Source organism: Streptomyces sp. NPDC058964 (genome assembly GCF_042741275.1).
Lineage (GTDB): Bacteria > Actinomycetota > Actinomycetes > Streptomycetales > Streptomycetaceae > Streptomyces.
Genome location: NZ_JBHYKH010000921.1, coordinates 1 through 1700, shown reverse-complemented (window position 1 = coordinate 1700; position 1700 = coordinate 1). Strand labels below are relative to the sequence as shown.

2 protein-coding genes are annotated in these 1700 nt (G+C 69.5%); both read left to right on the top strand.

From position 1 onward, the window contains the following. Positions 1-15 precede the first annotated feature (15 nt). Entirely contained in the window at positions 16-750 is a 735-nt protein-coding gene (locus tag ACFW2E_RS46415) for an SDR family oxidoreductase (RefSeq protein WP_384478090.1), read from the top strand. Positions 751-812: 62 nt separating this feature from the next. Continuing rightward, a complete protein-coding gene (locus tag ACFW2E_RS46410) occupies positions 813-1622 on the top strand; it encodes an acyl-CoA dehydrogenase family protein (RefSeq protein WP_384478087.1) in 810 nt (269 codons plus the stop codon). The last annotated feature ends 78 nt before the right edge of the window (positions 1623-1700 follow it).

Sequence of the window (1700 nt, the reverse complement as noted above, 5' to 3'; positions counted from 1 at the left end):
TCGGGATAGACCGCCGTGGTGAGGGGGGTTGCCCGCGGCTTGGGCATGTTGATCGCGCGGGGTTTGGTCGAAGCGGGAGCCAAGGTCTACGTCAGCTCCCGCAAGGCGGAAGCCTGCGAGGAGGCCGTGCGCGGGCTTGCCGGTCCCGGCCAGGCGGTTGCGCTGCCCGCCGACCTGTCGCGCGAGGAGGAGTGCCAGCGACTCGCCGCAGACATCGGCGAGCGGGAGGAGCGGCTGCACATCCTGGTGAACAACGCGGGCGCGACCTGGGGCGCGCCCCTGGACGAGTTCCCGGTCAGCGGCTGGGACAAGGTCATGAACCTCAACCTGCGCAGCCCCTTCCTACTCACCCAAGCCCTCCTGCCGAAGCTGCGCGCCGGGGGGTCGGCGGAAGACCCTGCGCGGATCATCAACGTCGGATCCATCGACGGGCTGCACGTCAGCCCCGTCTCGGCCTACTCCTACGCGGCCAGCAAGGCGGGCCTGCACCACCTGACCCGCGTGCTGGCCAAGGAGCTCGGGCCACAGGGCATCACGGTGAACGCCATCGCGCCCGGCCCCTTCGAGTCGAAGATGATGGCCGCGACCCTGGACACCATGGGCGAGGCGATCGCGGAGGCGGCTCCGCTGCGCCGGATCGGGCGCCCGGACGACATGGCGGGCGTCGCCGTCTATCTGGCCAGCCGTGCGGGCGCCTACGTCACCGGCGCCGTCATCCCCGTCGACGGCGGCCTCGGCACCACGGTATGACCGCCCGGCGAAAGCTCCCCTCCCCCTCGCACAAGCAACCCGGACCCGAGAAGAAGAGGACCATGGCCTCCCTCCTGCTCTCCCGCCGAGACCTCGACTTCCTGCTGCACGAGTGGCTCGACGTTGAATCCCTGACCGCACGCCCCCGCTTCGCCGACCACTCGCGCGAAACCTTCGACGCGGTACTGGACCTCAGCGAGACGATCGCCGCCCGGCACTTCGCCCCGCACAACAAGAAGAACGACACCCAGGAGCCGCGCTTCGACGGCGAGCGGGTGCACATCATCCCCGAAGTCAAAGAGGCCCTGAAGGTCTTTGCCAGCGCCGGGCTGATCGGCGGGGGCATGGACCACGAGGTGGGCGGCATGCAGTTGCCCAGCGTGGTGGCCAACGCCTGCTTCGCCTGGTTCCAGGCAGCCAACGTGGGAACGGCTGCCTACCCCTTCCTCACCATCGGCAACGCCAACCTGCTGCTGGCCCACGGCACCCCCGGGCAGATCGACACCTATGTCCGCCCGATGGTCGAGGGCCGCTTCTCCGGGACCATGTGCCTGTCGGAGCCACAGGCGGGCTCCTCGCTGGCTGATGTGCGCACCCGCGCGGTACAGGCCGACGACGGCACCTACCGCCTGTTCGGCAGCAAGATGTGGATCTCCGGTGGCGACCACGAACTGACGGAGAACATCGTCCACCTGGTCCTGGCCAGGATCCCCGGCGGCCCGCCCGGGGTGAAGGGACTCTCTCTTCATCGTCCCCAAGGTCCTGGTGGGGACCGACGGGACGCTCGGCGAGCGCAACGACGTCGCCCTGGCAGGCCTCAATCACAAGATGGGATATCGAGGGACGACGAACACGCTGCTGAACTTCGGTGAGGGCGCCTCCCGGCCCGGCGGGGCCCCCGGTGCCGTCGGCTTCCTGGTCGGGGAGCCCCACCGCGGACTGTCCTACAT

Coding starts and splice junctions, on each gene's coding strand:
- ACFW2E_RS46410 (WP_384478087.1), top strand. CDS start 813: ATGGCCTCCCTCCTGCTCTCCCGCCGAGACCTCGACTTCCTGCTGCAC.